17 protein-coding genes and 1 pseudogene are annotated in these 26,782 nt (G+C 74.9%); 13 read left to right on the top strand and 5 right to left on the bottom strand.

The genetic code is table 11. The features are described 5' to 3' along the window. The first annotated feature begins 212 nt into the window (after nucleotides 1-212). Nucleotides 213-2,786 (top strand): aminopeptidase N, encoded by a 2,574-nt coding sequence (gene pepN / locus CD790_RS14110; RefSeq protein WP_144383549.1) that lies wholly within the window; start codon nucleotides 213-215, stop codon nucleotides 2,784-2,786. A gap of 186 nt (nucleotides 2,787-2,972) precedes the next feature. Here pepN and CD790_RS14105 read toward each other — a convergent pair whose 3' ends face one another. The 4 genes from CD790_RS14105 to CD790_RS14080 all read right to left on the bottom strand — a co-directional run bounded on the left by CD790_RS14105 (nucleotide 2,973) and on the right by CD790_RS14080 (nucleotide 8,018). Then, a complete protein-coding gene (locus CD790_RS14105) occupies nucleotides 2,973-3,947 on the bottom strand; it encodes an acyl-ACP desaturase (protein ID WP_144383548.1) in 975 nt (324 codons plus the stop codon). A 401-nt stretch (nucleotides 3,948-4,348) separates the two neighbouring features. After that, entirely contained in the window at nucleotides 4,349-4,582 is a 234-nt protein-coding gene (locus CD790_RS14100) for a hypothetical protein (RefSeq protein WP_144383547.1), read from the bottom strand. Nucleotides 4,583-4,798: 216 nt separating this feature from the next. Then, the gene (gene malQ / locus CD790_RS35750; RefSeq protein WP_260867568.1) at nucleotides 4,799-7,675 is read right to left on the bottom strand and encodes a 4-alpha-glucanotransferase; all 2,877 of its coding nucleotides are present in this window, start codon (nucleotides 7,673-7,675) and stop codon (nucleotides 4,799-4,801) included. Between the two features lie 16 nt (nucleotides 7,676-7,691). Further along, nucleotides 7,692-8,018, bottom strand: a complete 327-nt coding sequence (locus tag CD790_RS14080; RefSeq protein ID WP_144383546.1) for a hypothetical protein — start codon at nucleotides 8,016-8,018, stop codon at nucleotides 7,692-7,694. A 417-nt stretch (nucleotides 8,019-8,435) separates the two neighbouring features. Here CD790_RS14080 and CD790_RS14075 point away from each other — a divergent pair, with 417 nt between their 5' ends. Further along, nucleotides 8,436-11,543, top strand: a complete 3,108-nt coding sequence (locus CD790_RS14075) for a beta-N-acetylglucosaminidase domain-containing protein (protein WP_144383781.1) — start codon at nucleotides 8,436-8,438, stop codon at nucleotides 11,541-11,543. Nucleotides 11,544-11,759: 216 nt separating this feature from the next. Here the strand turns inward: CD790_RS14075 and CD790_RS14070 are convergent, their stop codons facing one another. Next, complete coding sequence (locus CD790_RS14070) at nucleotides 11,760-12,296, bottom strand: HNH endonuclease (RefSeq protein ID WP_135342018.1); 537 nt, start codon at nucleotides 12,294-12,296, stop codon at nucleotides 11,760-11,762. A 260-nt stretch (nucleotides 12,297-12,556) separates the two neighbouring features. Between CD790_RS14070 and CD790_RS14065 the strand changes: the two genes are divergently transcribed. The 11 genes and pseudogenes from CD790_RS14065 (at nucleotide 12,557) to CD790_RS14015 (ending at nucleotide 26,688) form a co-directional block, all read left to right on the top strand. Next, nucleotides 12,557-13,636, top strand: a complete 1,080-nt coding sequence (locus tag CD790_RS14065) for a mechanosensitive ion channel family protein (protein WP_144383545.1) — start codon at nucleotides 12,557-12,559, stop codon at nucleotides 13,634-13,636. A 348-nt stretch (nucleotides 13,637-13,984) separates the two neighbouring features. Further along, nucleotides 13,985-15,196, top strand: a complete 1,212-nt coding sequence (locus tag CD790_RS14055) for an ROK family transcriptional regulator (protein ID WP_144383544.1) — start codon at nucleotides 13,985-13,987, stop codon at nucleotides 15,194-15,196. 134 nt (nucleotides 15,197-15,330) lie between these two features. Next, nucleotides 15,331-16,593, top strand: coding sequence for a 6-phospho-beta-glucosidase (locus CD790_RS14050; RefSeq protein WP_144383543.1), 1,263 nt, complete (start codon nucleotides 15,331-15,333; stop codon nucleotides 16,591-16,593). Continuing rightward, nucleotides 16,584-17,558, top strand: coding sequence for an N-acetylglucosamine kinase (locus CD790_RS14045; protein ID WP_144383542.1), 975 nt, complete (start codon nucleotides 16,584-16,586; stop codon nucleotides 17,556-17,558). Before CD790_RS14050 ends, CD790_RS14045 begins: the two co-directional genes overlap by 10 nt. A gap of 26 nt (nucleotides 17,559-17,584) precedes the next feature. Next, a complete protein-coding gene (locus CD790_RS35745; protein WP_260867566.1) occupies nucleotides 17,585-17,719 on the top strand; it encodes a hypothetical protein in 135 nt (44 codons plus the stop codon). After that, nucleotides 17,677-18,200: pseudogene (locus tag CD790_RS14040) on the top strand (tyrosinase family protein); the annotation flags it as partial. The gene CD790_RS35745 and the pseudogene CD790_RS14040, both read left to right, overlap by 43 nt. A gap of 223 nt (nucleotides 18,201-18,423) precedes the next feature. Beyond that, nucleotides 18,424-19,878 carry a hypothetical protein gene (locus CD790_RS14035; protein ID WP_399217507.1) on the top strand — a complete coding sequence of 485 codons (1,455 nt, stop codon included), beginning with the start codon at nucleotides 18,424-18,426 and terminating at the stop codon, nucleotides 19,876-19,878. Nucleotides 19,879-19,892: 14 nt separating this feature from the next. Next, the gene (locus CD790_RS14030) at nucleotides 19,893-21,026 is read left to right on the top strand and encodes a glutamate ABC transporter substrate-binding protein (protein ID WP_144383541.1); all 1,134 of its coding nucleotides are present in this window, start codon (nucleotides 19,893-19,895) and stop codon (nucleotides 21,024-21,026) included. A 59-nt stretch (nucleotides 21,027-21,085) separates the two neighbouring features. Further along, the gene (locus CD790_RS14025) at nucleotides 21,086-22,417 is read left to right on the top strand and encodes a hypothetical protein (RefSeq protein ID WP_144383540.1); all 1,332 of its coding nucleotides are present in this window, start codon (nucleotides 21,086-21,088) and stop codon (nucleotides 22,415-22,417) included. A 45-nt stretch (nucleotides 22,418-22,462) separates the two neighbouring features. After that, nucleotides 22,463-25,231 (top strand): serine/threonine-protein kinase, encoded by a 2,769-nt coding sequence (locus CD790_RS14020; protein WP_144383539.1) that lies wholly within the window; start codon nucleotides 22,463-22,465, stop codon nucleotides 25,229-25,231. Between the two features lie 11 nt (nucleotides 25,232-25,242). After that, nucleotides 25,243-26,688, top strand: a complete 1,446-nt coding sequence (locus CD790_RS14015) for a protein phosphatase 2C domain-containing protein (RefSeq protein ID WP_399217505.1) — start codon at nucleotides 25,243-25,245, stop codon at nucleotides 26,686-26,688. Nucleotides 26,689-26,782: the final 94 nt, after the last annotated feature.

Below are 26,782 nucleotides of genomic sequence, written 5' to 3'. Positions count from 1 at the left end.
GCCTCTCGGCGCCGGGCCGCCACGGCGTGTCCCGTCGCTTGACCACGCCCCTCCCGCAGCGCTCCTCCCTCCCCTCGCCCGGCACTCCTCCGCCCTCTCCCGGTCCGTCACGTTCGCCCCCGGACCGTCACGTTCACCCCCGGAAATGCTCCCGCCACGGTCAGGTGCGACGTGGAAGGATGACCGGAAACGCGACATAAGGAGATGCCTACGTGCCTGGCACGAATCTGACCCGCGACGAGGCGCAGCAGCGGGCGCGCCTGCTCACCGTCGACTCGTACGAGATCGACCTCGACCTCTCCGGCGCGCAGGAGGGGGGCACCTACCGCTCGGTGACCCGGGTCCGCTTCAACGCCGCCGAGGCGGGCGCGGAGTCCTTCATCGACCTGGTCGCCCCCACCGTGCACGAGGTGGTGCTGAACGGCGAGGCGCTCGACCCGGAGCAGGTGTTCAAGGACTCGCGGATCGCGCTGCCGGGACTGTCGGCGGGTGACAACGAGCTGACGGTGGTCGCCGACTGCGGGTACACCAACACCGGCGAGGGGCTGCACCGCTTCGTCGACCCCGTGGACCAGCAGGCGTATCTGTACACGCAGTTCGAGGTGCCGGACGCCCGGCGGGTGTTCGCGAGCTTCGAGCAGCCGGACCTCAAGGCGACCTTCCAGTTCACCGTCACCGCGCCCGAGGGCTGGACGGTGATCTCCAACTCGCCGACACCCGAGCCCAAGGACAACGTCTGGCACTTCGAGCCGACGCCGCGCATCTCCACCTACATCACCGCGCTGATCGCCGGTCCGTACCACTCGGTGCACAGCAGCTACGAGAAGGACGGCCAGTCGGTCCCGCTGGGCATCTACTGCCGGCCCTCGCTCGCCGAGTTCCTCGACGCGGACGCGATCTTCGAGGTGACCCGCCAGGGCTTCGACTGGTTCCAGGAGAAGTTCGACTACGACTACCCGTTCGCCAAGTACGACCAGCTCTTCGTGCCCGAGTTCAACGCGGGCGCGATGGAGAACGCCGGCGCGGTGACCATCCGCGACCAGTACGTCTTCCGCTCCAAGGTGACGGACGCGGCGTACGAGACGCGCGCCGAGACGATCCTGCACGAGCTGGCCCACATGTGGTTCGGCGACCTGGTCACCATGGAGTGGTGGAACGACCTGTGGCTGAACGAGTCGTTCGCCACCTACACCTCCATCGCCTGCCAGGCGTACGCGCCGGGGTCGAAGTGGCCGCACGCCTGGACCACCTTCGCCAACTCCATGAAGACCTGGGCCTACCGGCAGGACCAGCTGCCGTCGACCCACCCGATCATGGCCGAGATCCGCGACCTGGACGACGTGCTGGTCAACTTCGACGGCATCACGTACGCCAAGGGCGCCTCCGTGCTGAAGCAGCTGGTCGCCTACGTCGGCATGGACGAGTTCTTCAAGGGCGTCCAGGCTTACTTCAAGCAGCACCAGTGGGACAACACCCGGCTCTCCGACCTGCTGGGCGCGCTCGAGGAGACCAGCGGGCGCGACCTGAAGACCTGGTCGAAGAAGTGGCTAGAGACGGCGGGCATCAACATCCTGCGCCCGGAGATCGAGACCGACGACTCCGGCACCATCACCTCCTTCGCGGTGCGCCAGGAGGCCCCGGCGCTGCCGGCCGGCGCGACCGGCGAGCCGGTGCTGCGCCCGCACCGCATCGCGATCGGCGCCTACGACCTGGACGCCACCGGCAAGCTGGTGCGCACCGACCGCATCGAGCTCGACGTGGACGGCGAGCTGACCGAGGTGCCGGAGCTGGTCGGCCGGAAGCGCCCGGGCGTGGTGCTGCTCAACGACGACGACCTGTCCTACGCCAAGGTCCGGCTGGACGCGGAGTCGCTGAAGGCCGTCACCGCGCACCTCGGCGACTTCGAGGCGTCCCTGCCGCGCGCCCTGTGCTGGGCCTCCGCCTGGGACATGACCCGCGACGGCGAGCTGCCCACCCGCGACTATCTGGACCTGGTGCTGAGCGGCATCGCCAAGGAGTCCGACATCGGTGTCGTGCAGTCGCTGCACCGCCAGGTGAAGCTGGCGCTGGATCTGTACGGCGCCCCGGACTGGCGGGCGACGGGCCTGGCCGCCTGGACCGAGGCGACGCTGCGACACCTGCGCGCGGCGGCCCCCGGCAGCGACCACCAGCTGGCGTGGGCCCGGGCCTTCGCCGCCACCGCGCGCACCGACGAGCAGCTCGCACTGCTGGCCGGGCTGCTGGACGGTTCGGAGACCATCGAGGGCCTGGTCGTCGACACCGAGCTGCGCTGGGCCCTGCTGGAGCGGCTGGCCGCCACCGGCAAGGCCGATGAGCCGGAGATCGCCGCCGAGCTGGAGCGGGACCGGACCTCGGCGGGCGAGCGCCACGCGGCCACCGCGCGCGCCTCCCGGCCGACCCCGGAGGCGAAGGCCGAGGCATGGGCGTCGGTGGTGGAGTCCGACAAGCTGCCGAACGCGGTGCAGGAGGCGGTCATCGGCGGCTTCGTCCAGACCGACCAGCGCGAGCTGCTGGCCGCCTACGCCGAGAAGTACTTCGCCGCGGTGAAGGGCGTCTGGGAGGGCCGCAGCCACGAGATGGCCCAGCAGATCGCCGTGGGGCTCTACCCGTCGCTCCAGGTCTCCCAGGCCACCCTGGACGCCACGGACGCGTGGCTGGCCTCCGCCGAGCCCAACGCGGCGCTCCGCCGCCTGGTCACCGAGTCCCGGGCGGGCATCGAGCGGGCCCTCAGGGCCCAGGCCGCCGACGCGGCGGCGGGTGCCTGAGTCCGACGCCGAAGCCAGGGCTTCCGGCTCGGGCCTCGGGCCTCGGCCGCGTGAGCGCGCGGCGGGGGCCTCGGCCTGAGCCGGGGGCGGGCCTGGGACGACCGCCAGGACGCCCCCGGACCGGACCGGCATCGACCGGACCGGTCCGAGGGGCGTGGGTCCCGCGGGGCCGTGGGCCCCGGGGGCTCAGCCCCGTTCGGCGCGGGCGGCGCGGCGGGCCAGGAGGGCCGCACGGCGCTCGTCGAACCGGGTGGCCTGGTCGTTGAGGCCATCCATGAACAGGCCCAGCTCCTCCTGCGCCTGCAGCCCCTCGGCGCCGAGCCCCGGCAGGTCCAGCACCTTGAGGAAGCGCAGCACGGGCTGCAGCACGTCGTCGTGGTGGATGCGCAGGTTGTAGACCCCGCCGATGGCCATCTGCGCGGCGGCGCGCTCGAAGCCGGGGATGCCGTGGCCCGGCATGCGGAAGTTCACCACCACGTCGCGGACGGCGGCCATGGTCTGCTCCGGCGCGATCTGGAACGCCTTGGCGAGCAGATTGCGGTAGAAGACCATGTGCAGGTTCTCGTCGGTGGCGATGCGGGACAGCATCCGGTCGCAGACCGGGTCGCCGGAGTGGTGGCCGGTGTTGCGGTGCGAGATCCGGGTGGCCAGCTCCTGGAAGGCGACGTACGCCACGGAGTGCAGCATGCTGTGCCGGTTGTCCGACTCGAAGCCCTCGGACATGTGCTGCATCCGGAACCGCTCCAGCGCGACCGGGTCGACGGCCCGGCTGGTCAGCAGGTAGTCGCGCATCACGATGCCGTGCCGGCCCTCCTCGGCGGTCCAGCGGTGCACCCAGGTGCCCCAGGCGCCGTCACGGCCGAAGAGGGTGGCGATCTCGTGGTGGTAGCTGGGGAGGTTGTCCTCGGTCAGCAGGTTGACCACCAGCGCCGTGCGGGCGATATCGCTGACCTTGGACTGTTCGGGCGCCCATGCCTCGCCGCCCATGACCCCGTCGAAGTTGCGGCCGTCGCTCCACGGCACGTACTCGTGGGGCATCCACTCCTTGGCCACCTTCAGGTGGCGGTTGAGCTCCTCCTCCACGACCTCTTCGAGCGCGTACAGCAGCTTGCTGTCGCTCCACTCGGCTCGGCCGGAGTGAAGGGAGGGGGCAACGGTCACAGCAGGCTCCTGGGGACGGGAGAGGGCGGCTCGTTCCCTACGAGCCCGTAGGTAACGGTCCCGTAGGTAACGGTCCCGTAGGTTACGACACCGTAGGTTAAAGCGAAAATAAGGGTCCCCTGGCTAGCCGGAGCGGCGGGCGGACGGACGGTCAATCCGGCGTGAGAGAAGTCGAGTTCGACGCGGAGGAGGCCGACTCGAGGCAGGGCCGATCGGCCCGAGCGGGGCGGACACCTGCGAGAAGACACGACAAGGCGCCCGCCGGCCGATACGACCAGGGGCGCCTTATCTGTATGTTTTTGTCCGATTCCTTCGGTCGGCGTTCCGACCTCGGGCGCGGAATCGCCGATCCCGGGCTCCGGGGTCGGCTTCGACGCCGGTCGTGGACCGGCGGCGGTGCGCTACTGCTGCGGCTGCTTGCGGGACTTGTCGCCCAGCATCACCAGGCCGGCGATCACCAGGAAGGAGACGATCGGCAGCACGACGAAGAGACCGATCGTCTCGGCGGCGCTCATACCCGGACCCGGGTCGTCGCCGTCGTCGCGGGTGAGCGCGAACGCAGGGGACGACATCAGCAGCATCAGCGTCGTTCCGGCGGACACGGCGCCGGCGCGCAGGGCGTTCTTCTTGACCACGCTCCCAACCTAGCGAACACCCGAACGCGCCGCGCGGCCGGGGTACCCGTACGGGTCGAAACGGGGCCCGAGCGGGCTTCCGCCGGCCCTGAGCGGGGCCGCGCTCCACCCCGTCCCGACCTCCGCGCCCGACCTCCGACCCCAACCTCCGCACCCGGCCTCCGACCCCACCCTCCGTACCGACTCCGCCCCGGCTCGCTCGGCTCCGGGCGGCGTTCAGCCGGGGGCGGCGGCGAGGCCGGCCCGTACCTCCTGCATCAGCGCGTGCAGCCGGGGGGACGCGACCAGCCGCTCCAGGGAGACCGGGCGCCCCCGGTGGTCGGCGATCGGCAGCCTCCAGTTGGGGTACCGGTCGCCCCAGGTGCCGGGGAGGTTCTGGGGCCGGCGGTCGCCGACCGCGTCCGGGAGCCACACCCCGACCATCCGCGCGGGCGTCCGGACGAGGAAGCGGTGCACGGCCCTGACCGCCGCCTCCTCGTGCTCGGGCCCCTCGGGCAGCAGCCCCAGCCGTCCGAGCAGCGCCAGCCACTCCGCGACCTCGATCGCGTCCTCGGCACGCTCCCGCGCCAGCGGCCGGGTGAGCAGCCCCAGCCGGTGTCGCAGCTCGACATGGACGCCGGTCAGTCGCGCCGCCGTACTGGGCAGATCGTGCGTCGTGGCCGTCGCCAGGCACCCCGCCCGCCACGCCTCGGGCGGCAGCGGACGGGCCCGTCCGCCGGCCCGGGCGGCGGGCTCGCCGGCCGCCCCGGCCAGGGCGTCCCGCACGGACCTCGACACCGCCCCGGTCTCGACGCCGCGCCCAGCCCCCGCGTCGGCCCCGCCAGCCGCCCCGACGTCCACCCCGACAGCGGCCACGGCGGCGGCCACGGCGGTATGGGCGGCATCCGCGCCCCCGGTCCCGGCGGCCATGGCGGCCCCGGGACCGGCAGGGGCGCCGGCGACGGCGGCCATGGGATCCGCCTCCACCGGCCCCGACGTCGGGGGTTCGGGCACCGCCGGCGCGACCGCCGGATCGGGCACCGCGAGGTCCGAGCCCACCGGCCCCGCCCCCAGCGCCACCGGCTCGACCTCCGGCACGGCCGGATCGGTCGCGGCGCCCGACGGCCCCGCGGTCGGGGGCTCCACGGTCGGGGGCTCCACGGGCGCCGCGGTGGTCCCGGGCGCGGGCCAGGCCCGCGCGTAGTCGCGCTCGAACCAGAGCACGGACGTGCCCAGCACGCCCCGCTCGGCCAGGGTCTCCCGGACACCCGGTTCGACCGTGCCCAGGTCCTCCCCGATGACCACGGCCCCCGCCCGCCGGGCCTCCAGGGCCAGCACGGCGAGCATCGCCTCCGCGTCGTAGCGGACATATGTGCCCTGGGTGGGGTCGCGGCCCTCCGGGACCCACCAGAGCCGGAAGAGGCCCATCACATGGTCGATGCGGAGCGCGCCCGCGTGCCGCAGGAGCCCGCGCAGCAGCTCGCGGTAGGGCGTGTAGCCGGTGGCGGCCAGCACGTCCGGGCGCCACGGAGGCAGGCCCCAGTCCTGGCCGCGGGCGTTGAACGCGTCCGGCGGGGCGCCGATGGACATGCCCGCGGCGAAGACGTCCCGCTGCGCCCAGGTGTCGGCGCCGGAGGGGTGGACGCCCACGGCCAGGTCGTGGACGAGGCCGATGGACATGCCCGCGTCGAGCGCGGCCCGTTGGGCGGCCGCGAGCTGGGTGTCCGTCAGCCAGGCCAGCCAGCAGTGGAAGTCGATGCGGTCGAGGAGTTCCCCGCGGGCCCGGGCGGTGGCGACGGAGCGCGGGTCGCGCAGCGCGCGCGGCCAGGAGCGCCAGTCCGGGCCGTGCGCCTCGGCCAGCGCGCACCAGGTGGCGTGGTCGTCCAGGGCCTGGCCCCGCTCGGCCAGGAAGTCGCAGTAGGCGGCGCGCCGGCCGGGGCTCATCGGGGCGGCCCGGACCAGACGCAGCGCCTCGCTCTTGAGCGCCCACACCGCATCCCGGTCGATCAGCTCGTCCTGGTCGAGTACGGACGCGCGCAGCGCCGCGGCCGCCTCCAGCAGGGCCGCGGCTCGCGTCCGGGCCGAACCGCTCAGCCGCGCGTACTCGGGTACGTCCTCCACGCGCAGGTAGACCGGGTCCGGGAAGCGGCGCGAGGAGGGGCGGTAGGGGGACGGGTCGGTCGGCGCGCCCGGCACGGCGGCGTGCAGCGGGTTGATCTGGACGAAGTCGGTGCCGAGCGTCCGCCCCGACCAGGAGGCGAGGTCTGCCAGGTCGCCGAGGTCGCCCATGCCCCAGGAGCGGGCGGACAGCAGGGAGTAGAGCTGGACGAGGAAGCCGTGGGTGCGGCCGGGCGGGGCGGGCATGCCCTCGGGGGCCACCAGCAGGGTGGCGACAGCGGAGCGCCCGTCGGGGGTGTGCGCGTGGAGCGTATGGCTGCCCGGTGGCAGCAGCGCCCGCTCCGGGCCGTCCCCGCCGGCCGCGCGGGCGGCCGCGGGGCGTTCCGCGCTCCCCGCGCGGGGCGGCGGTGGGGCGCCCGGCCCGTCGCCGCGCGCCCGCCGCGCGCCGCGCGTCCCGGCCCCGCGGCCCGTGCCGGCAACGCCTCCACCTCCGGCCTGGCGCCGCGCCGGGGCGCCCGTGCGCGCTCCGCCCGCGCGGCCGCCCTGACGGCTCCCTGCCCCGGAGCCGTGGCCCGCTCCGCCGCCCGTGGTCGCCGCGCGGTGCCCCGCGGGGCCCGTGCCCGCTCCGTCCGTGCCCCCCGTGCCGTCGCCGGCGGCCCACGAGGCGCCCGATCCCGCCCAGGGGTCGTTCGTCTCCGGGAGCCACTCCCGCGCCTCCCCGGCCTCGGTCTCCACACGCAGCACCGTGCCCGGGGGCAGGGCGAGCCGGGGGCCGCTTCCCGGGCCGAGGACGACGCACGGAGGCAACAGGCGCTCGCGGTCGGCCAGCGCGCGCCGTTCCAGCGCGGCGCGCACCGCGCGGGGCGTCGAGGCGTCGACCCCGAGGGCGGCGAGCACGGCCACGACGGTCTCGTCGGGCACGCGGACGGTACGGCCCGGCTCGGGCTCGTAGGAGGTGGTCACACCATGCAGCTCGGCGAGTCGCGCTCGGTCCATGGGGACTCCCCGCCGCTCAGAACTCGATCGGTTCCATGGCCGCCCCACCGAGCCCGGCGGCGGTCGGCTCGCTGGTCAGCGGCGGCTCCGCGGCCAGCGGCGGTTCGCTGGTCAGGGGCGCGAGGGCGGGCAGCGGCGGTTCGCTGGTGAGCGGGGCTTCGACGCCGCCGCCGGAGGCCGAGGCGCCGGTCATGGAGTCGGGGCCGGAGACCCCGGCGAGCGGGTCGGGCTCCCGGTCCGGCGCGGAGTCCACGGAGTCCGCCGGCGCGGCCGGCTCGGTCAGGGAGGCGGCGGAGGCGGGTTTGAAGAAGGCGGAGAGCAGAAGGCGGGAGGACGTGGCCACACGGGCCTCCGTGAGTCTCGGAAATGGGGATACGACAGCCCTACCCACTGCGGGCGATCGCAGACGTCCACGCTCGGGGAACGTGCGTCAGGTCACACTCCCTGACTACAGGCGAATCGTCGGCCGGGAGGCTCCCACGGAGGAGAGCATGCGGAGGTCGACCCGGCGACGCGGCGGTCTTACGGCGCCGCGCACCGCGCTGAACAGCCGTGCGACCGGGGCCCCGCAGCCACCCGTCACCGCAATACCGGCACTTCGGTCACTCCCGTTGACACCTCGCCAGGGGGGTGGTGGGCTCAGCGCCGAGCGCCGCACACGGCGCGGGACACCGCAGACGACACACACGACGCCACAGACAGAGCCATCACGCCAGCCACCACGACCAGGAACGAGGAGAGCACCGTGCAGTTCCGGGGGATGCGGTCGCACAGGCCGAAGTCGGCGGGGGCGACCGCGGTCGCCGCGGCCGTGATAGGCGGGCTGCTGGGCGGTGCGCCCAGTGCGACCGCCGCGCCGACGCCGCCCGGGACGCCCGGCCCCTCCGGCGCCGCCGCGCCGGAGCGGACCAGCGACGGCGGGGCGCCGCCGGTGTGGCCGCGGCCGCAGTCGATGCGCGCGCAGGGGACGTTCGTGCCCGTGGGCGACGAGGTCACCCTGATCGCGGACGGCAGCTCCGACCCGTACGCGCTGGACGCGCTGCGCCTCCTGCTGCACGAGGCCGGGGCGCGCGACGTCGTCGAGCTGACCGAGGACCCCGCGACGGCCGGCGGCCGCCCCGGCATGGTGGCACCACCCCGCGGGCTGGTCGTGCGCGTCCAGGGGCGCGACGCGGAGGCCGCGCTGCGCGCTCTGCGCGCGCCCGCGCGGGGCGACCTTCCGGCGGGCGGCTACCAGCTGGCGACCGGCACGGTGGCCGGCGTGCCCACCATCGCGCTGTCCGGGGCCGACCCGGACGGTCTGTTCCACGCGGTCCAGACGCTGCGTCAACTGCTGGTGCGGGACGGCTCCACGGCCACGGGCTCGTACGGCTTCTCCGCCGTCACCATCCGCGACTGGCCCGCGGCGACCGTCCGCGGCACCACGGAGGGCTTCTACGGCACGCCGTGGACCCGGGAGCAGCGGCTGGCGCAGCTGGACTTCATGGGGCGGACGAAGCAGAACCGCTATCTGTACGCCCCGGGCGACGACCCGTACCGCCAGGCCCGCTGGCGCGACCCGTACCCGGCGGAGAAGCGCGAGGAGTTCCGGGCGCTCGCCGACCGCGCCCGGCGCAACCATGTGACGCTCGCCTGGGCGGTGACGCCCGGCCAGAACTTCTGCTTCTCCTCCGAGGGCGACCTCAAGGCGCTCAACCGCAAGATCGACGCGATGTGGGCGCTGGGCGTGCGCGCCTTCCAGCTCCAGTTCCAGGACGTCAGCTACAGCGAGTGGCACTGCGGCCGGGACCGCTCGGTCTTCGGCTCCGGGCCGGAGGCGGCCGCGATGGCGCAGGCCAAGACCGCCAACGCCGTCGCCGAGCACCTGGCGCGCCGTCACCCCGGTGCGGCGACGCTGTCGCTGATGCCGACCGAGTACTTCCAGGACGGGGCGACGGACTTCCGGAGCGCGCTGGCCGACGCCCTGGACGACGGGGTCGAGGTCGCCTGGACCGGGGTCGGGGTGGTGCCCAGGACGATCACCGGGGGCGAGCTGTCCGACGCCCGCGCGGCCTTCGGCCACCGGCTGATGACGATGGACAACTACCCCGTCAACGACTACGCGAAGGACCGGGTCTTCCTCGGCCCGTACACCGGTCGGGACCCGGCCGTGGCCAGCGGCTCCTCGGGGCTGCTGGCCAACGCCATGCAGCAGGCGACCGCCTCCCGGATCCCGCTCTTCACCGCCGCCGACTTCGCCTGGAACCCGCGCGGCTACGACCCGCGCGCCTCCTGGCTGGCCGCCATCGACGACCTGGCCGGTCCGGACCGCGAGGACCGCGCGGCGCTGCGCGCGCTGGCCGGCAACGACGCCTCGTCGGTGCTGGGCGGCGAGGAGTCCGCCTATCTCCGTCCCCGCATCGACGCCTTCTTCGCCGCCCTGGACGCCTCGGGGGCGGGTGGCACGGCGCCCGGCGGGGCCGCGCGGACGGCGGGAGCGTCGGACCCGACGCTGGACCGGGCGGCCGAGCGACTGCGGTCCGCCTTCCGCACCATGCGCGACGCCCCGGCGCGCCTGGACGCGAAGCTCGGCGCCGAGGTGCGGCCGTGGCTGGACCAGCTGGGCCGCTACGGCGACGCGGGGATCCGCGCGGTGGACATGCTCACCGCCCAGGCGCGCGGCGACGGGGCCACCGCCTGGGCCGAGCGGCTCGAGATCCAGCGGCTGCGCGAGGAGATCGCGGACAGTCCGGCCACCGTCGGCAAGGGCGTCCTGGCGCCCTTCCTGAAGCGGGCCACCGACCGCGCGGACGCCTGGACGGGCCTGGACGAGACGGCGGAGAAGCCGGCGCGCGCCGACAAGGACCAACGCGCGGCCGCCGACGGCGACCCCGCCACCTCGCTGACCTCGACGTCCCCGGTGACGCTCCGCTTCGGCCGGGCCCGCCCGCTCACCGCCGTCACCGCGCTGACCGGCCGCGGCCCCGAGGAGCACGGCGCGATCGAGGCCCATGTGCCGGGCGAGGGCTGGCGGCGGCTCGGCGCGGTCTCCGGCAGCGGCTGGACGCAGGCGAGCGGCAAGGGCGTGCGCGCGGACGCGGTGCGGCTGGTGTGGTCGGGTGCCGGCGGGGCCGAGCCGCCCGCCGTGCACGAGGTCACCCCCTGGTTCGGCGACACCCCGGCCGCCGAGCTGGAACTGTCGCAGAGCGTGGCGGACGTGGAGATCGGCGGTGCGCCCGTCGTGGTGGAGGCCCGCCTCTCGGCCCGCCGCCCCGGCGATGTGCGCGGCGACCTGACCGTGCGGCCCCCGCGCGGCGTCACGGTGACGGCGCCGAAGCAGGTCACGGCGGAGCGCGGCGGGGTGACCACCGCGCGGATCGCGGTGTCGGTTCCGGCGGGCACCAGGTCGGGCACCTTCTCCGTGCCGGTGCGGTTCGGGTCGGAGACCTCGATGCTGACCGTGCGGGCCGTCCCGCGCACCGGTGGCCCCGACCTGGCGGCGGCGGCGAGCGGCGCACGGGCCGACTCCTCTGGGGACGAGACGTCGGACTTCCCGGCCGCGGCGGCCGTCGACGGCGACCCCGGGACCCGTTGGTCCTCCCCCGCCGAGGACGGTGCCTGGCTCCAGGTCGAGCTGGCCCGGCCGGCCCGCGTCGGCCGGCTGGAGCTGCGCTGGCAGGACGCCTACGCGACGCGCTACCGGATCCAGGTCTCGGCGGACGGCCGCAGCTGGCGCACGGCGGCGACGGTGAACGACGGGCGGGGCGGGACGGAGACCGTGCGCCTGGACGCCCCGGACGCACGGTTCATCCGTATCCAGGGCGTCGCGCGGGCGACGGAGTTCGGGTACTCCCTGTGGTCGGTGCGGGCCTTCGCGGTGGCGGAGTAACGCGCGACGCAGGGCACGCGAGGCCCCCACGGCACGGCGAGGCGCGCACGGCACGGTGGGGCCGGGGCGAAGGACGGGAGGCCGAAGAGGCACCGGGAGAGGCACCGAAGCGCCGCGCGAAGCGGCTGGCTCACGGCCGCGCGGGAGGCGGGCGGGCCGGGAGGCCGGACCACCGTCCGCCGCGACCGCGCCGCGGGTACGACGATGGCCCGGTCCTCAGGCGGATATGCCGTCGATCCGGGCCATCGCGTCGTCCGCGCCGTACGGCTGCAGGTATGGCAGCCAGCGCGGGTCCCTATGTCCGGTGCCGATGATGCGCCAGGCCAGGCCGGAAGGGGGCGCGGGTTGGTGGCGCAGCCGCCAGCCGATCTCGGCGACATGGCGGTCGGCCTTGACATGATTGCAGCGGCGACACGCCGCCACCACGTTCTCCCAGGTGTGCTGGCCGCCCCGACTGCGCGGAATGACATGGTCGACGCTGGTCGCCACGCCGCCGCAGTACGCGCATCTCCCACCGTCTCGGGCGAACAGGGCGCGGCGGGTGAGGGGAACGGGACCTCGAAAAGGGACACGCACGAAGCGTTTCAACCTGACTACGCTCGGTGCGGGTATGACATGGGTCGCGCTATGCATCAGGGCGCCTGAGTCCTCAAGGCTGATGGCCTTGTCATTAAGGACGAGGACGAGCGCGCGGCGGAGCGGTACGACGCCGAGGGGCTCGTACGACGCGTTGAGGACCAGGACGTGCGGCACGGTGCCTCCTAATACGCCGGCGGCGCGTGGCTCGCGCCGGGACGATCTCCCCCCAGTGTCCCCGCATCCCTGGTAGACGCGCCACCACCGCCGGGTAACGGCCTGGGAGTGTTTTCGACCACACTCTGTTCATCCCCCGCAAGAGAGCGGTTCTCTCTCGAACACAACGCCGGGTCCGTTGCGCGGCCCCGTTAGTGTGGAGGGTCTGCCCCCGGTGCGCGTCATCCACCGGGCACGTCCCCCCACGAAGGGTTCCTGCTGTGTTCTGGTCCGCTGCTCTGGCCGGAGACCCGACGCCCCGTCCCAACAGCTTCGATGAGGCCCAGGAGAGCGCCACCAACGCCGCGGGCTGGGTGGAGGAGAACTGGTCCACCTGGCTCAGCATCGGGCTGCGCATCCTGCTGATCGTGGTCATAGCCTTCGTGCTGCGCACGGTCGTCCGCCGCGCGATCACCAAGCTGATAGAGCGGATGAACCGCACCGCGCAGGCGGTGGACGGCACGGCCCTGGGCGGTCTGTTGATCAACGCCGAGCGGCGCCGGCAGCGCTCCGAGGCCATCGGCTCGGTGCTGCGCAGCGTCGCCTCCTTCCTGATCATGGGCACGGCCGGACTCATGATCCTCTCCACGCTGGAGATCAATCTCGCCCCGCTGCTGGCCAGCGCCGGTGTCGCGGGCGTCGCGATCGGCTTCGGCGCCCGCAACCTGGTCACCGACTTCCTCTCCGGCGTCTTCATGATCCTTGAGGACCAGTACGGGGTCGGCGACTCGATCGACGCCGGGGTGGCCTCCGGCGAGGTGGTCGAGGTCGGACTGCGGGTGACCAAGCTGCGCGGCGCGGACGGCGAGATCTGGTACGTGCGCAACGGCGAGGTGAAGCGGATCGGCAACCTCAGCCAGGGCTGGGCGACCGCCGGCGTCGATGTGCAGGTCCGCGCGGACGAGGACCTGGACCGGGTGAACGAGGTGATCACCCGGGTCGGCGAGGACATGCAGAAGGACGAGCCGTGGAACGAGCGGCTGTGGGAGCCGGTGGAGGTCCTCGGCCTGACCGCGGTCTACCTCGACTCGGTGGTCATCCGGGTGTCGGCCAAGACCATGCCCGGGGTGGCGCTGGGCGTGGAGCGCGAGCTGCGCTGGCGGATCAAGCGGGCGCTGGACGCGGAGGGCATCCGCATCGTCGGCCGCCCGATCGACCCGGACCTGGAGACGGAGTCCGCCCCCGACCCCATGGCGAACGTCGCCGCCCCCTCCGCGCTGGCCAACCCGACCTCGCCGCAGTCCCAGGCGGCGACCCCGCTGGCGCCGCAGAGCGTCGGTACGCCGAACACCCAGAAGTAGCGCGCGACCGCGAACGACGCGACCGCGCGGGCCACCCCTCGGGGGCGCCGCCCGCGCGGTCGCCGCCTCCCCCTCCGCGGTCGCCGCCTCCCCCTCCGCGGCCGCCGCTGGCGCCCCGCGCGCGGCCCCTCCGCGCGGTGGTCCTTTCCCGCCCCCGGTGTCGGTCCCACCCCGCGCGGCCCGGGGTCCGCTCGTACGCCCCCGCACCCTTGACCCGGCCTCCGGTCGCCCGTACCTTCCTGGTCACTCGACAGGAAGGTTTCCTAACAGAGCGGCTTCCACGGGAGCCGTGGGGAACCCGCGCGGGCACCTCTGGGTTCCCGCACGCCAGGAGACGAGGGGCACCGTATGGCCGGTACCGCTCGGGGCATCCCGGGCACGCCGCGCGTGTTGCGCGCGATGAACGACCGGGCCGCGCTGGAGCTGTTGGTCGCCCACGGCCCGCTGACCCGCGCCCGGCTCGGCGAACTGACCGGGCTGTCCAAGCCGACCGCGTCCCAGCTGCTGGCCCGGCTGGAGGCCGCCGGGCTGGTGCGGGCGACCGGGACCGCGACCGGACGGCCGGGGCCCAACGCCCGGCTCTACGAGATCGAGCCGTCCGCCGCCCGGGTCGCCGCGCTCGTCGTGGACCCCGAGCGGGGCATCACCGCCGCCGTCGCCGACATCACCGGCGAGGTCGTCGGCGAGCACCGGATCCGCGCGCCCGCCCTCGTCGAGGGCGCTCCGGAGCGGACGGTTCGCCTGGTGGCGAAGGCCGTGGACGGCGCGCTCAGCGTCGCCGGGCTGACGCGGAAGGACCTGCACCACACAGTGATCGGCACGCCGGGTGCGCTGGACCCGCGCACCGGTGCCCTGCGCTACGCACCCCACCTGCCCGGCTGGCAGTCCCGCACGCTGCGCGAGGAGCTCGCCGAAGCGCTCGGCACCCCCGTCGTGATCGAGAACGACGTCAATCTCGCCGCCGTCGCCGAGCGGCATCACGGCGCCGCCCAGGACTTCGACGACTTCGTGCTCGTCTGGGCGGACGACGGCGTCGGCGCGGCCATCGTGCTCGGCGGGAACCCGCTGCGCGGCGCGACCGGCGGGGCCGGCGAGATCGGGTACATGCCGCTGCCCGGCGCCCCGCTGGCGCGCGGCGGCCCGGACGCCACCGCCGGGCCGGACGGGGGCGGCGGGTTCCAACTGCTCGTGTCCTCCCCCGCCGTGCTCACGCTCGCCCGCGCGCACGGGTTCACGGCCGACGCCGCGCCCGCGGCGCTCGCCGAGGCGCTGCGCACCCCGGATCGCGGCGACGCGGTGCTCACCGAGCTCGCCCGCCGGCTGGCCACCGGGCTGGCCTCCGTCGTCGCCGTGGTGGACCCGGAGTTGGTGGTGCTCTCCGGCGAGGTCCCGCGGGCGGGGGGCGAACGGCTGCGGTCGCTGGTCGAAGCCGAGCTCACCGGCCTCGCCCTGCCCCGGCCCGAACTGCGGCTGAGCGCCGTGGAGGGCTCCCCGATCCTCAAGGGCGCCCTGCGCACCGCCCTGCACGCCGCCCGGCACTCCGTCTTCGACACGACCTGAGCGCGCACCCGTTCACCGGCCCGCCCACCGACCGCCTTCCGGCCCGCCCACCGACGGTCGGCCCCCGTCATCGCCGTCTTCTTCTTCGCTCAGTACGCCTTCGTCGAAGGCCTGACACGGACAGGAGTCAAGGGTTGAAGCTCGCAGTGGTGGGAGGAGCCTCCACCTACACCCCCGAACTGGTCGACGGATTCGCGCGGCTGCGCGACGTCCTGCCCCTGGAGGAGCTCGTCCTCATCGACCCGGCCGCCGAGCGGCTGGAGCTCGTCGGCGCCCTCGCCCGGCGGATGTTCGCCCGGCAGGGGCATCCGGGGCGGATCGGCTGGACCGGCGACCTGGACGCGGGCGTGGACGGTGCCGACGCGGTCCTGCTCCAACTGCGCGTCGGCGGACAGGCGGCGCGCGACCAGGACGAGACCTGGCCGCTGGAGTGCGGCTGCGTGGGCCAGGAGACCACCGGCGCCGGCGGCCTGGCCAAGGCGCTGCGCACCGTCCCGGTGGTGCTCGACATCGCCGAGCGGGTGCGCCGCCGCACCCCGGACGCGTGGATCGTGGACTTCACCAACCCCGTGGGCATCGTCACCCGTGCCCTGCTGACGGCCGGGCACCGAGCCGTCGGGCTGTGCAACGTGGCGATCGGCTTCCAGCGCAGGTTCGCCGCCCTGCTGGGCGTCGCCCCGGGGGAGGTCAGCCTGGACCACGTGGGGCTCAACCACCTCACCTGGGAGCGGGCGGTGCGGCTCGGCGGCCCGCAGGGGCCGGACGTGCTGCCCCGGCTGCTGGCCGAGCACGGCGAGGCGATCGCGGCGAACCTGCGGATGCCGCGCGAGCTGGTGGACCGACTCGGCGTCGTCCCCTCCTACTACCTGCGCTACTACTACCAGCACGACGAGGTCGTACGGGAGCTGCGCACCGGGCCCTCCCGGGCCCGGCAGGTCGCCGCGATCGAGCGTGAGCTGCTGGAGGCGTACGCGGACCCGACGCTGGACGAGAAGCCCGAGCTGCTGGGGAAGCGCGGTGGCGCCTTCTACTCCGAGGCGGCGGTGGCGCTCACCGCCTCGCTGCTGCGGGACACCGGCGACGTGCAGGTGGTGAACGCGGTCAACGGCGGCACGCTGCCCTTCCTGCCTCCCGACGCGGTGATCGAGGTCCCGGCCACGGTGGGCGCGGGCGGCGCGCGGCCGCTGCCGCAGCCCCCGCTGGACCCGCGCTTCGCGGGGCTGGTCGCGCACGTCACCGCGTACGAGGGGCTGGCCCTGGAGGCGGCGCTGCACGGCGGTCGTGGCCGGGTCTTCGCGGCGCTGCTCGCCCATCCGCTGATCGGCCAGTACGCCTACGCCGAGCGGCTCACCGACAACCTCATCGCGCACAACCGGGAGCATCTCGCGTGGGCCTGAGCAGCGCCGTCCTGGCGATCGACGCGGGCAACAGCAAGACCGACGTGGCGCTCGTCGGCACCGACGGCAGCGTGCTGGGCGCCGCCCGCGGCGGTGGCTTCCAGCCCCATCTGGTCGGCGCGGAGCGCGCGGTGGCGCGGCTGGCCCCGCTGGTCGCCGAGGCCACCGCGCGGGCCGCGCCGAAGGTGGCGCACGTCTTCGCCTGTCTGGCCAACGCCGACCTGCCGGAGGAGGAGCGGCGGCTGACCGACGCCATCGCCAGGCGGGGTTGGGGGCGCACCGTCACGGTGGCGAACGACACCTTCGCGCTGCTGCGAGCGGGGCTCGGCGACACCGGCGAACCGCGCGGTGTGGCCGTGGTGTGCGGCGCGGGCGCCAACTGCGCGGGCCTGGCGCCCGGCGGGCGCACCGCCCGGTTCCCGGCGGTCGGACGGATCTCGGGCGACTGGGGCGGCGGGGCGTTCCTGGCGGAGGAGGCGCTGTGGTGGGCGGCGCGCGCGGAGGACGGCCGGGGCGAGCCGACCGCGCTGGCCCGGACGCTGCCCGGCCACTTCGGGCTGCCGAGCATGTACGCGCTCATCGAGGCGCTGCACCTGGGGCGGATCGAGAACGGTCGGCGCCACGAGTTGCCCCCGGTGCTCTTCGCGACGGCGACCGCCGGGGACGCGGTCGCCCGCGCCATCGTGGTCCGTCAGGCCGAGGAGGTCGTCGCGCTGGCGGTCACCGCGCTGGCCCGGCTGGAGCTGCTGGACGAGGTGGTCCCGGTGGTCCTGGGCGGCGGGGTGCTCGCCGCCCGCCATCCGCTCCTCGACGGCCACGTCCGCGCGCTGCTGGCCGAGCGCGCCCCCAAGGCGGAGCCGCGTCTGATCACCGCGCCACCGGTGCTCGGGGCGGCCCTGCTCGCCCTGGACCGGGTGGCCGCGCGGGAGGCGGCGTACGAACGGCTGCGGTCGCACTACGGCTGAGCCCCCTGATACTCAGGGGCACCACCATGGCCGTCGCCGGGGCCGCGCTGGCCGGTACGGCGGCGACCGCCGCCGTACGGTCCGACGGCGCCGCCACCGGCGACGCGGCGGGCTCGCGGACTTCCTCGGCGGCAACGGTCGCCCGCGCGACGGTCAGGTGACCACCGGGCCGTTCGCCTTCAGCGGCGGCAGGTGGCCCATCAACGTGAGCGTCGACAGCCGCGACTACCTCGTCCGCGAGAGGGGCGCCCGCACCGCCTCGCTGCCCACCCGGGCCGAGGTGGACTCCGTTCTGGCCATGGGCACCTACGACACGGCCCCTGGAACAGCGCCTCGAACGGCTTCCGCAACCACCTGGAGGGCTGGCGCGGCGTCAACCTCCACAACCGCGTCCATGTGTGGATGGGCGGTCAGATGGCCACCGGCGTCTCGCCCAACGACCCGATCTTCTGGCTGCACCACTGCTTCATCGACAAGCTGTGGACCGAGTGGCAGCGGCGCCGCCCCGGCTCGACCTACCTCCCGACCGGCGGCACCGCCGACGTGGTCGACCGCGACGAGCCCATGCGGCCCTGGAACGACGTCACCCCGGCCGACATGTGGGACCACACCCGCTGCTACACCTACGACACGGCCGCCTGACCCGGCGAGACCCCGAGCCGCGCGCCCCACCGGAACCGAACACCGCCGGGGCGCGTGATGGCTGACAGCAGTGGTGGCACGGTTCCGGTGGAGATCGCGATCCGAACAAGATCGAGTCAACACCGGTGAGATTGTCAGAGTCTGACGCCATACTGCTGCCGAGTGACCGGAACGCCGCCCGCGGCCGACGGTCACCGCGCCAGCGACCGAGGGGGAGGGTCTCGTGTCACAGTCGCCGACCACGGGCAGAGCCGTGCCGCCCACGGCGCCGCCCGGCACGGCACCACCCACCGCGACCCCGTCTGCCGCGGCGCCCGGCGCGCCGCGGCAGACCGCGTGGCAGGAGGGGGTCGAGCGCCTGCGGGCCGCGGCGGTCACCGAGCCCGGTCGACTGCGCGTCATCGGCGCCGTGCTCGCCGCCCTGGTGCTGGGGTTCGGCGCGGTGACGGCCTGGCAGGTCTCCGACCGGGCGGCCGCCGCCGACGCCGTGGTCGAGCGCAGCCAGCCGCTGAGCGCCGACGCCGCCGACATCTACCGCTCGCTGGCCGACGCCGACACCACCGCCGCCAGCGGCTTCCTCGCCGGCGGCGACGAGTCGTCGAAGGCGCGCCGGCGCTACGTGGAGGACATCGCGACGGCGTCCAGGCGGCTCGCCGAGGCGGCCGGCACCGGCGGCTCCCCCGCCGCCCAGCGCCAGATAGCCCGGCTGAACGAGCGGCTGCCGGTCTACACCGGGATCGTCGAGGCGGCGCGCGCCAACAACCGCCAGGGCCTCCCGCTGGGGGGCGCCTATCTGCGGTACGCCAACGAGCTGATGACCACCGAGCTGCTGCCGGCCGCCCGCGCGCTGTACGAGACCGAGTCCGCCCGCCTCGACCGGGACTACGCGGACGCCGAGGCGTGGCCCTGGGCCGCGCTGGGCGCCGGCGTCCTCGCCCTCGGCGGCCTCGGCTGGGCCCAGCGCCGCCTGTACCGGCGGACCAACCGCGTCCTCAACCGCGGACTGCTCGCGGCGACCGCCTCGACCACCGTGGTGCTGCTGTGGCTGGCGGTAGGCCACGGCGTGGCCGGCGCCCGACTCGACGACTCCGACGAGCACGGCGCCCGATCCCTGCGGGTGCTCAACGAGGCCCGGATCGCCGCGCTCCAGGCGCGCGGCGACGAGAACCTCACCCTGGTGGCCCGCGGCGCGGTGGTCGTCACCAAGAAGGGCCCGGACCAGGGCAAGGACGCCTACGAGGTCGGCTACCGCGACCAGATGCGCGCCCTGGTCGGCTCGGAGAGCGGCGACGGGCTGGCCGAACGGGGCAGTCTGCTCGCACGCGCCCGCGAGCTGGCGGACGACCGCGCGGGCCGCGAACCGGTGGCCCGCGCGCTGGACGCGGTCCGACAGTGGCAGGAGCGCCACCGCTCCGCCCGCGCCACCGACGACAACGGCGAGTACGACAGCGCGGTGGCCCAGGTGATCGGCGCGGGCGCCAGCACCCGCGAGTCCTTCGACCGGATCGACGCGGCGCTGGCCGAGGCGCTCGCCCACGAGGACGGCGAGTTCCGCGCCGCCGCCGACGACGGGCGCGGCGCCTTCTCCGGCCTTGTCGTCGGCGCGGCCGTGCTGGCCGTCCTCGGGGCCGCCGGCGCGGTGCTCGGCATCGGACGCAGGCTGTCGGAGTACCGATGAGGGGGGACACGGGCATGCGGTCGAGGACGTCGCGGTCGACGGAGGCCGCGCGGGCGGCGGAGCCGGGACGGAGCCGGCCGGCGCGGCGCGTGACAGCCGGCCGGTCGACGCGGTCCGCGCTGGCCGTGTCCGCCGCTGCCCTGGCCGTACTGGCCGCCGCCGTCCTGCTGCCCGGCGCGCTCGCGGACGGCGAAGAGCGCGCGGCCCGCGGCGGGCGCGCGGCGCACGGCGACCGCGTGGAGCGCGCGGGTCACCCCGCGTCCGGGCTGCCCGACGGCGCCGTGGAGGAGGTCGACACCTCGGCGGCGGAGTGCGAGAAGCCCGAGGCGAGCCTGCGCCCCTCCAGGGACGCGGGCGACGCCATCAAGCGCATCAAGAACCGCGAGGTCAACGGCCGCAAGCTCAACAAGCTGATCGCCGGCGTCGACCAGAACAGCTACCGCTGGGGCTACCGGGACCCGGTCAGCGGCGAGCTCACCGGCTTCGACATCGACCTGGTGCGAGCCATCGCCAAGGACCTCTTCGGCGACCCGGACGCCGTCATCTACCGCACCATCCCCACCAGCCAGCGCATACCGGCCCTGAAAGAGGGCAAGGTGGACGTGGTGGTGCGCACCATGACCGTGAACTGCGACCGGATCAAGGAAGTGGCCTTCTCCACGGCCTACTTCACCGCCGGCCAGCAGGTGCTCGCCCCCGTCAGACACAGGTCGATCACCGGCTACGACGACTCGCTGCGCGGCAAGCGGGTCTGCACGGCCAAGGGCTCCACCGCCGAGGCGGCGCTGGACGATCCGAAGACGGGGGCGGAGTCGCTGGGTGCGATCAAGGTCCAGCCGGTCCCCAACCAGCTCGACTGCCTGGTGCGGCTGCAACTCGGCACCGTGGACGCGGTGATCACCGACAGCGCGCTGGCCGCCGGCCAGGCCGCCCAGGACCCCTCCGTCCACCTGGTCGGCAAGCCCTTCACGGTGGAGCACTACGGCGTGGCGATGAACAAGAACGACACCGACCTGGTACGCCGGGTGAACGACGTGCTGGATGACTACCGCGACAGCGGAGCCTGGGAGCGGGCCTACCGCACCTGGCTCGCCGAAGACCTCGGAGAGGACGGGGCGACACCACCACGACCGGAGTACAGGGACTGAGCGCCGGCGCCCGGCACCGCGCCGGGACCGACGGCGGACGACATACGGAGAGGTGATCGATGGGGGTCGCGGGACCCGTTCCCAGCTCCACGGGGAGACCCCAGGAGCCGGCCATGAGCCGTGAGGAGGTGGACCGTGCGCTGGCGCGGCTCGGCGCCGAGCACGAGGCCATCGAGTCCTCGCTGCTCGCCCTCCAGGACCACGCCGGCCGCAGGCTGTTGGAGGGCGCCGAGCTCACCGGCCGCACCAAGGACCGGTGGTCCATCACCGAGCAGGCCATCTCGCTCCTGTGGACGTACTTCGACGCCTATACGGACACCCTGACCGCCGCCCGTGAGGTGCGCGGCCGGCGCCGCTGGCCCACAGCGGGCGAGCTGGCCGAGCTCACCGAGCTGCTGCGCGGCAGCGGCATCACGCTGCCCAGCAGCGCCACCCTCACCGGGGCCGCCCTGCTCAGCGAGCAGGTGGGCGTCGAGGAGCTGGTGGCCCGGATGAACCGGTGGTACGCGGAGGCGCTGGACGTCATCGTCGCCGCCGACGCCGTGTGGTCCGCCCTGCCCGCGCGCATCGACATGCTGTCGGCCGAGCTCCAGCGCACCCGTTCGCTGGCGCACTCCGTGGGGGTGCGCCCCGGCGAGCACCCCGCCGGGGACGACCTGGAGGAGATCACCGCCGAACTGGCCGCGCTCCGCGCCGAGGTGGTGCGCGACCCGCTCGCCTTCTGGACCAGGGGCTCGGGCTCCGCCGCGCCCGGTGGCGGCCGTCCCGACACCGGGCGCTACGACCGGGCCGCCCGCGCCCTGGAGGACGTGCGGCGCGAGATCGAGGCGGTGCTGGGCGTGCGGCAGGACGCGGAGCGGAGGCTGATGCATCTGCGCGATCTGCTCTCCCGCGCGGATCGCACGCTCGCCGAGGCCCGGCAGGCGCGCGGGGAGGTGCTCGCGAAGATCGCCGCCTCGGAGGTCCCGGTGGTCAGCGGCCCCCCGACCGCGCTCCAGGAACAGCTCGCGGCGGCGGCCGAGTACCGAAGGCGTTCCCAGTGGCACCGGCTCTCGCCGCTGCTGGAGAGCCTGGAGCAGCGGGCCGAGGACGAACTGCTGCGCGCCCGCGAGTCGCTGACCGCCGTCACGGCGCCGCTCGCCGTCCGCGCGGAGCTGCGCGGCCGGCTGGACGCGTACAAGGCGAAGGTCGCCCGGCACGGCATGGCCGAGGACCCGCTGCTGGTGGAGCGGTTCGACGTGGCCCGTCGGATGCTGTGGAGCGCGCCGTGCGACCTGCGCGCCGCCGAGGCCGCCGTGTTGCGCTATCAGCAGGCGGCCGCCGAGGCGCTGGCGCCCCCGCGGGCGGAGCACCGGCCCGAGCCGGCCGACCGGACCGGGGAGCACCGATGAGGCGAGACACGGGGGCGGACCGATGAGGCAGGACGGGGGAGCGGGATGAGCACACCGGACCAGCCGTGCCAGCGGCCTGAGTGCGACGGCGCCTACGAGGACATGGGCGGCGGCGAGCTGTACTGCGACACCTGTGGGCTCGCGCCGGTGGTGTCCTCCCAGGGCCTGGTGATCTCGGCCCCCACCGGCATCAGCGCGTTCGGGCACCGGGGCAGCGGTTCGACCGGCTCGGGACCGCACTCCTCGTCGCGGTTCTCCACCCGCTCGCAGAGCTCGCGGTCCTCGCGGCGGTCGGTCTCCGGGCGGCTGTCGTTCTCGCGGTCGGACCCGTCGTCGACACGGTCGGTGTCGGTGCGCAGCGCGCCCTCCGCCGGCACCTCCGTGCGCAGCCGGCTCGGCGCGGGGTTGGTCAACGTGCCCAAGGTGCCGCGGCCGGACCCGCGCACGGTCGTGCTGGACCGCCCGGAGGTGCCGGAGCGGAAGCGGTTCTGCAGCCGGGGCGACTGCGGGGCGCCGGTGGGGCGCTCCCGCGCGGAGCGGCCGGGCCGCACCGAGGGCTTCTGCACCAAGTGCGGCCACCCCTACTCCTTCGTGCCGAAGCTGCACCCCGGCGACCTGGTGCACGGGCAGTACGAGGTCGCGGGCTGTCTGGCGCACGGCGGCCTGGGCTGGATCTACCTGGCGATGGACACGGCGGTCGCGCACCGCTGGGTGGTGCTCAAGGGCCTGCTCGACACCGGCGACGAGGACGCGCTGGCGGCCGCGGTCAACGAGCGCCGGTTCCTGGCCGAGATCGAGCACTCCAACATCGTGCGCATCTACAACTTCGTCGAGCACCTCGACCAGCGCACCGGCAGCCTCGACGGCTACATCGTGATGGAGTACGTCGGCGGCAAGTCGTTGAAGGAGATCGCCAACGAGCGCCGGACGCCGGACGGCAGACGCGACCCGCTGCCGGTCGAGCAGGCGTGCGCGTACGGCATCGAGGCGCTGGAGGCCCTGGGCCACCTGCACAGCCGCCGGCTGCTCTACTGCGATTTCAAGGTCGACAACGCCATCCAGCAGCAGGACCAGCTCAAGCTCATCGACATGGGCGCGGTGCGCCGCGAGGGCGACGAGAACAGTCCGCTGTACGGCACGGTCGGCTATCAGGCCCCGGAGCTCTCCGAGACCGGCCCGTCCGTCGCCTCCGACCTGTACACGGTGGCGCGGACGCTGGCCGTGCTCACCTTCGACTTCCAGGGCTACACGAACGTCTTCGTGGACAGCCTCCCCGACCCCGAGCACATCGAGGTCTTCCGGCGCTACGAGTCCTTCTACCGGCTGCTGGTCCGGGCCACCGACCCGGACCCGGAGCGCCGGTTCGCCTCCGCGGAGGAGATGGCCGACCAGCTGACGGGCGTGCTGCGCGAGGTCGTGGCGCTGCAGTCGGGGCAGCCTCGACCGGCGCTCTCCACGCTCTTCGAGTCGGAGCTGCGGGTGGTGGACACCCAGCTGTTCGCGGAGCAGAGCGGGGACGCCTCGCGGCTGGGCACCCGGCAGGTCGCCGCGACCGGCGGCCGGGGCCGGCGGGCCCTTCCCTGCCGGCGTCCGGCGGCGACGGGCGGCGGCACGGTGCCGCCCGGCGGGACGGGGCTCGCGGCCGCGACCCTCGGCACCGGAACCACCGGAACCACCGGCTCGGGTGGCGCCGGCTCAGCGACGCCCGGGGGTGCGGGGGCAGGAACGTCCGGTCGTACGGGCGCGGGGACGGCCGGTGGCCCCGGCCCGGGGGCCACCGCTTCCGGTGGCGGTGGCTCGGGCTCCGCCGCGAGCGCCGCCCTCGGCACCGCCGACATCGGGGCCGACCCCGCGCCCGCCGCGCCCGATCCGCTGCCGCTCCTCGCCCCGCTGGACGCGCGCGCCACCGCGCTGGCCCTGCCCACCCCGCGGGTCTCCCCCGCCGACCCCAACGCCGGCCTTCTCGAGGGGCTGCCGGCCTCGTCCCCGCCGGCGGAGGTGAGCGCCGCGCTGCGGGCCGCGCCCACCGACTCCACCGAGCTGCGGCTGCGGCGGGTGCGGGCCGAGCTGGAGCTGGGCGAGGAACGGACGGCCGCGGAGCTGCTCGCCGGCCTTGAGGCCGACCACCCGGACGACTGGCGGATCGTCTGGTACCGCGGGCTGCACGCGCTGGCGACCGGCGACCACACCACCGCCGCGCTCTCCTTCGACGCCGTCTACGACGCGTTCCCCGGCGAGCCCGCGACCAAGCTGGCGCTCGGGGTCTGCGCCGAGGTGCTGGGCCAGCTGGACAACGCCGCCGAGTACTACGGGCTGGTGTGGACGACCGACCCGAGCTATGTCAGCGCCGCCTTCGGGCTCGCCCGCGTACGGCTGTGTTCGGGGGACCGGCGGGGCGCGGTGGCCGCCCTGGAGTCGGTACCGGCCTCGTCGATCCACTACACGGCGGCCCGGGTCGCCGCGGTCCGGGCCAGGCTGCGGCAGCGCGCCGCGCGGGACGCGTTGTTCGACGACCTGGTGGCCGCGTCCGGGCAGGTCGAGCGGCTGGGCGAGCTCGGCCTCGACGCGGTGCGCCGCGAACTCCTGAGCACGGAGGTGCTGGGCGGTGCGCTGGACTGGATCCTGGCCGGGGGCAGCGGAGCCCCGCGGGACGCCGCGGCGCACACGCTGCTCGGCAGCAGCCTGAACGAGCGTGGGCTGCGCTTCGGTCTCGAACGCTCGTACCGCACGCTCGCCAGGCTCGCGCAGCGCGGCGAGGAGAGGATCGACATGGTGGAGCGGGCCAACCGCTTCCGCCCCAGGACGTGGGTGTGAGGATGTCCCAAATGCCGCAGCTGCCCCGGCTGGCCGCCTGCCCAGGCTGTCACGAGCCCCTTGAGACGGGCGACAACTTCTGTGGCGGCTGTGGCGCCGAGCTTTCGGTGCCGCCGCCTACCACCGGACCGGACGGCGCCCCGACGCCGACGCTTTCCCTGAACGGCGTAGCCCACCTCGCGGAGCGGGCCGCCGCACGCGAGGCTGGGCCCAGCCCCGCGGAGCCCGACGACTATCCGCTGCCGCCGCCCAACCCGCCGGCGGCATCGGTGTCCGTGTCGACGGCGCCGCCGTCGCCGGCGACGCCCTCCGGGGCGGCGGACGGCGGACCGTACGGCGGCGGCGCGATCGACGCCGGGCCGTACGGCGACGGCCGGGACGGTGCGACCGCCGACCCCGGTCCGCGCGGCGGCGAGCGAGCGGCCGGCGCGGCCACCGACGACGGCCCGGCCGCCGACCCGCGGGCCGTGGCCGAGCTCGGGGCCACGGCCCCGAGCGGGGCGGACGGCACGCCGACCACCGGCGGGCCGGGCGGTACGGGGCGGCGCCGGTGCGCCGCGTGTCGGGAGGGCACCATCGACAGGGACGGCTACTGCGAGAACTGCGGCCACGCCCAGCCTCGCGAACGCGACCACATGGAGCGTGAACTGGAGGGCGTCGCGGCCGCCAGCGACCGCGGGCTGCGGCACCACCGCAACGAGGACGCCTTCGCCGTGTCCACCACCGCGCTCCCGGACGGCACCCCGGCCGTCGTCGCCGTGGTCTGCGACGGGGTCTCCTCCGCGACCCGACCCGACGACGCCTCGGCCGCGGCGGCGCGGGCCGCCGGCGAGTCGCTGATCGAGGCGGTCTCGCGCGGCACGCAACCGCAGCAGGCCATGCACGACGCGATCTTCGTCGCGGCCGAGGCCGTCAACGCGCTCGCTCGGGAGCCCGTGGCCCGACCCGAGGACCACTACCGGCAGAACGCGCCGGCCTGCACCCTCGTCAGCGCCGTGGCGGCCGGGCCCGTCCTGACCGTGGGCTGGGTCGGCGACAGTCGCGCCTACTGGGTGCCCGACGACCCCGACGCGCCGCCCGCGCGGCTCACCGAGGACGACTCCTGGGCCGCCCAGATGGTGGCGTCGGGACTGATGTCGGAGGAGGAGGCGTACGCGGACGAGCGGGCGCACGCCATCACCGGCTGGCTCGGCGCCGACGCGTACGAACTGGAGCCGCACACCGCGTCCTTCAAGCCGGACCGGCCGGGCGTGGTGGTGGTGTGCACCGACGGGCTGTGGAACTACGCCGAATCGGCGCGGGAGATGGCCCGGGTGGTGCCGGCGGACGCCCGGACCCGGCCGATGGAGAGCGCGCGCCGGCTGGTGACGTACGCGTTGGAGGGCGGCGGCCACGACAACGTAACAGTGGCGGTGGTCCCGTTCCCCGTCGCGGTCGGGAGGGCAGGATCGGCCTGACGGCCTGAGGGGGGTGGTGGTGCCCGCGTCGAAGACGCGGGCACACGCGGGGGGACCTCGACTCCGCACGCCCATATATCGCTTTGTCCATATG

Source organism: Streptomyces sp. SAJ15, assembly GCF_007595705.1.
Taxonomy (GTDB): domain Bacteria; phylum Actinomycetota; class Actinomycetes; order Streptomycetales; family Streptomycetaceae; genus Streptomyces.
Note: the sequence above shows the minus strand (reverse complement) of the source record. Positions and strands in the feature narration are given on the sequence as shown.